Source organism: Tepidibacter mesophilus (assembly GCF_002724055.1).
In the GTDB taxonomy this organism is placed as follows: Bacteria; Bacillota; Clostridia; order Peptostreptococcales; family Peptostreptococcaceae; genus Tepidibacter_A; species Tepidibacter_A mesophilus.
On the sequence record NZ_BDQY01000046.1, the window covers coordinates 1 to 4,770 of the forward strand.

Genomic DNA, 4,770 nt, shown 5'->3' on the forward strand with positions numbered 1-4,770 from the left:
GGAAATGATATTGAAAAGGGCTAGTTTTTCATAGAAAAACAAAACCCCTATATACCTTTAAATCGCTATTTTAAAATTTAAAATCTAAACTTAAATATGAAGTTTACACACATTTAATTACATACTCAAAAAAGAGGAATCATTTTCGTTTAAGCATAGATTTTTTTACACTACTAACTAAATATTTTCGAAAAATAGTTTCCATATGACGAAAAACATTTTTAGATAAATAATTATAATATACCCTGAAAAAGACCTTAAAGGTCTTTTTTTAGTCTACTCATATGTATATATTCATTTATTAAAATATCTAATTCTTCACTTAAATTTATTAGTTCTTTATTTTTGTATAAAATATCTTCATTTGCTGTTATAGCATATATCTTTTCTCTAAGTGCATTAATTTCTTCCTTTTTGCTTAGTAAATCCATACTTCTACCGTCTCCTTAATATAGCATTTAAATTATTTTGATTGTTGTTTTATACAGAATAATTAAACTGTAAAAATAAAAAAATTCTATAACTCCTGCAAAGTTAAAAACTTCTCAATTATAATAATTAATAATTAAGGTTAAGTTTTATATATCCTTAAAAACACTAACTGTAGGCAAAATATTCAAATCCAAATAATAAACTACTATTTTTTACTTAGCCTGAGTATTAGGGCTATATATATTATACGAAGCTTTTTATAAATTTAGGTACTATTCCATGAAAATTGGATACTTAGGAATTGGATTATTGACTGATCACATAGGATAGAAAATTGGGGGAAAAATAATTGAGAAAACAATTTAAGTTGCAACAGAACAAGGATAAAAGGACTGAAAATACAAGGAGTTTATGATGATATAATTCAAATGGGGAAATTTTTATAGTTAATAGAATCAGAAATCACATATAAAATATATAAATATCTATTATAACCAAATTAGTAGTCAAGCAAAGCTACTGTTTTTTTGCATAAATATAAAATAAGTACTATAAAAGTGCAAAAAACTTAAACATATTTCCATTTAAATAAAATAAAAAAACATTTATACAAAACCTCAGAGGATTCATATGAAAAGCATATAAAGAAAAAAATTGTTTATGTACACCAAGTTGTATTAAAGATTTTGATGAAGAGTTTATAATAAAAGGAAATGAAGAAAATAAAATAATTCAATTGCTTTGGAACGATAGAATTAGGAGTTTGATTAAGAGTCAGCATAGAATATTATTAGAAATAAAAGACAATAATATGCTTTAAAAATTATTTCATTTGTTTGAGGTTGTATTAAATGAATTAACTGATGTAGGAGTAACTAATAAAAGTAAAGCAAATGCTGAATTATGATGATAGTCAGTACAATCTTGTTTTTAGTTATACGTATTGAAAAGCTATTAAACATATTAGGGATTTTGTCTTTAAAAGCTCATAAAACAAATGTAGTTGGAATATAAAAAAACGGACAAGTTATGCTTGGGGGGCATTTTTCAATAAGAATGCAGTATGTATTTTAAAACTAATTACATGCTATATGAAGTGAAAGAGAATGTTAAAAGCATTCTCTTTTTTTAGATTTAAGAGTGTGTATACATGTGTAAGGTTGTTTAGAACATAGAATTCATTAAATATTGTAGAATTGATACATTAGAATCTAAGACAATATATGGAAGATATTGTATAATAAAGAATAGACTATTTATAAGATATATTTATGCAATACCATAGGTATTTTCCTAAACGATATAAAATAAATTTGTGAGTTAATAAAAGTAATTTAAAAAGCAGGAGGTAAAGTAAAATATGAAGAAAGTCAAAGAAGATATTATTATTTGAGAATTAAAAAAAGGAGAAAAAGTTCCTTATGATTTATTACTTTTAGCAGATCCTTCAAAAAGTGCTATAGATGATTATATAGAGAGAGGTGTATGCTACATATCATTCATTGATAAAGAAATTGTTGGAGTTTATGTTTTAATAAATACAAGGCCTCATACTATAGAACTTGTAAATATAGCTGTAAAGGAAGAAAAACAAGGAATGGGAATAGGACAGTTTATGATTTTAGATGCAATAGAAAGGACTAAATCATTAGGAGTAAAAACTTTGGAGGTCGGAACAGGAAATTCTAGTTTAGGACAACTTGCATTGTATCAAAAGTGTGGATTTCGTATAGTTGGAATTGATAGAGACTTTTTTATAAGATATTATCAAGAAGAAATTATTGAAAATGGTATTAGATGTACTGATATGATAAGGTTGAGTATAAATTTATAGATATTTTAGATGAATATGCGTTGAATATAGTGGGGAGGTATTATTATGGAGGATATTAAAATAGTTTACAATAGGAAATTAGTTTTTTATATTATATTGAGTACTTTAGTTATTAGCTGGATATGTTTAGGTATTATTTCAACAATTTTTATTTTAGGTGCAGTATATTTTATACTTTTTCATAAAAATCCAATTAAATTTGATTGGATTAAAAAGTCTTTAATTGTTTTTGATTTGCGAAAAAAAGGAATTAAACTATATTCTTATGAGAAGGAGATTCCTTGGAATGATATTGATACATATTACATTAAATTTGCTTTTTTCAGATATTACCTATGTATAAAACTAAGAAAAGATATAGTTATGACAGAAGAAAAAAAATTGTTTTATGAAAAATTACAACAATCAAATATTTTAAATGAAACCCATGAAGGAGATAAAATAATAGAATATCCTTATAATTTTATAGAAAGTTCAACTGATGATTTAAAATCAAAAATTGAAATGTCTTTAAAAGAGTATTCATCACATTACCTCGAAAAATCGCAAGATAAACTAGAGATTAATAGAAGTACAGATCAAATATTATGGATTGGATTAGGTAGTCTAATTTTCATTAATATATTTGTAAATAATGCTACTTTTTTCCTGATAACTTGTTTTATAAGCATACCCACTATGTTTCATTTTTTTAAGGAAATAGAACATACTTCATATTTAATTTTAACAAAAAAAGGATTTGAATTTCCTCAGGCAAATTTTAAGCTTGATTGGAATGTGATTAAATTAATAGAAGTACAAAGGGCAACGAGGGATACTTCAGGTGCGTTAATTATTTGGTTTAATGATATTCAAGCTTTTATAAATGAAAATCCGAAATTTTTTTCAAGAATCAATGATTCATTAGATTATGATGAAGCAAAATTGAGAAAAACAGGAAGATTCAAAGTTAAATGTTCAGAAACAGCAGTAGGAGAAGATGCTTTAAGAGAAGAATTTCAAAAATATATAGATAAATATGGTCAAGTACCTATTCAAGGAGAAGATACTCACAAGCATAATAAACAAGAAGAGAGATATAAATCTAATTATTTTAAAAAAAATTTAAATAATGAAATAGAGAATTTAACTAATAAAACACAAAATAAACAGAGTACAAAGTTAGAAAAAGAGGAAATAAAAAATAATACAATCATAAATACAACAAAGGAAGTTTTATCTGAAAATAAATCTACTGTAGACGATTTACAAAATCTAACATTAGAATGTAATTTAGAATTTCAAAAACTTGTAAGAATTCAATTTAAATCACAGTGCACCTTTAATAAAATGATTCTTTTAAAGGAAGAAGGAGAGTATTGTCTGGCAGTAAGAGTAGAAGGCTTAAGATTAGATGGTTATTGTATTTTCTTAAAAAATCAAATTAAAACTTTATCTTATTGTCCTAATTTTTACAATGAACTACTTCAAAAAGAATATTATTTTAAATTAAATACACTAAATTATATTGATCTTAAAAAATGGGATATGATTTTTAACAGTTATCAAGTAAAAAATCATTTTGTAGAAATAAAAACTCTAAATGAAAACTATAAGGGAAAACTGAAAGAAATATCAGAAGAAAAAATAGTATTAAATGAATTTAAAATAAAAGATAAAGGGGTCTTTGAATCTGTATCCATTGATTTAAACTCAATTACTTTGAGTTCTTTTGAAACATCGGAATTAATGCTTTTAGAAAAATATAGTTCTTAAATATAATAGTACTTACAATATACTATGTAAGCTGAACCGTATCATAAGCAATTTTCAACTTATTTAACCTCAAATTATTCATATAATATTATAATAGGAAGTGGAGATTAGCAACAGAAGTAGTAAAGGTTATGTGTATAAACTTATGTTTTGAAGATATGGTAATATTCGAGAATAATACGTAAACTCAACTATATGAGGATAAAAAACAAATGAGGTTCGGCAAAAAAAGTAGTTATATAACAACAATGAAATTTAATAAACCACTGGCAATTACAATAATAATACTGATTTCATTTACACCGGTTGGGAAAATGAGCTTTGCACAGCTGAAAGTGGAAGGATACCTAATAGGGATAACATCGAAGTAAGATAGTTTTTTTAAAGAACAATATATAGTTGATAATTTACTTGTCCTTCAGTTAGTTATTTAAGTCATTCTTCAAAAGATTGACTTAAATCTGAATAGATTAACTTCAAGGTTTTTAATTCATGAGCATGGATTTCATCTTTAAAAGCATATGTATTTATTGCAACTAAGATAATATCATCATACAAAGTATGTATGGGTATGTATTTATTAGATGTAGGCACATAAGATACAATGGCAATGTCTATAATTGGATATATAATTTAAAGTGTGTAAACTTCCAAAAAAATGGTGATAATGTGAGATATAATATAATTATTACTTGAAAGGAAGGTGCACACTTTTTATGTTAAATAAAAGTGAGATATTAAGAGAATTA

General features: G+C 24.6%; 3 protein-coding genes. 2 read left to right on the forward strand and 1 reads right to left on the reverse strand.

Annotated features, from left to right (window positions below; translation table 11 throughout):
* Positions 1-257 precede the first annotated feature (257 nt).
* On the reverse strand, positions 258-431 hold the full coding sequence (locus Tmeso_RS15620) for a Spo0E family sporulation regulatory protein-aspartic acid phosphatase (protein ID WP_099192849.1): 174 nt from the start codon (positions 429-431) through the stop codon (positions 258-260).
* A 1,472-nt stretch (positions 432-1,903) separates the two neighbouring features.
* On the opposite strand from Tmeso_RS15620, the gene Tmeso_RS15625 reads away from it, so the two are divergent.
* Positions 1,904-2,266 carry a GNAT family N-acetyltransferase gene (locus Tmeso_RS15625; RefSeq protein WP_278281507.1) on the forward strand — a complete coding sequence of 121 codons (363 nt, stop codon included), beginning with the start codon at positions 1,904-1,906 and terminating at the stop codon, positions 2,264-2,266.
* Positions 2,267-2,311: 45 nt separating this feature from the next.
* Complete coding sequence (locus Tmeso_RS15630; RefSeq protein ID WP_099192853.1) at positions 2,312-4,021, forward strand: hypothetical protein; 1,710 nt, start codon at positions 2,312-2,314, stop codon at positions 4,019-4,021.
* Positions 4,022-4,770 lie beyond the last annotated feature (749 nt).

Coding starts and splice junctions, on each gene's coding strand:
- Tmeso_RS15620 (WP_099192849.1), bottom strand. CDS start 431: ATGGATTTACTAAGCAAAAAGGAAGAAATTAATGCACTTAGAGAAAAG.
- Tmeso_RS15630 (WP_099192853.1), top strand. CDS start 2,312: ATGGAGGATATTAAAATAGTTTACAATAGGAAATTAGTTTTTTATATT.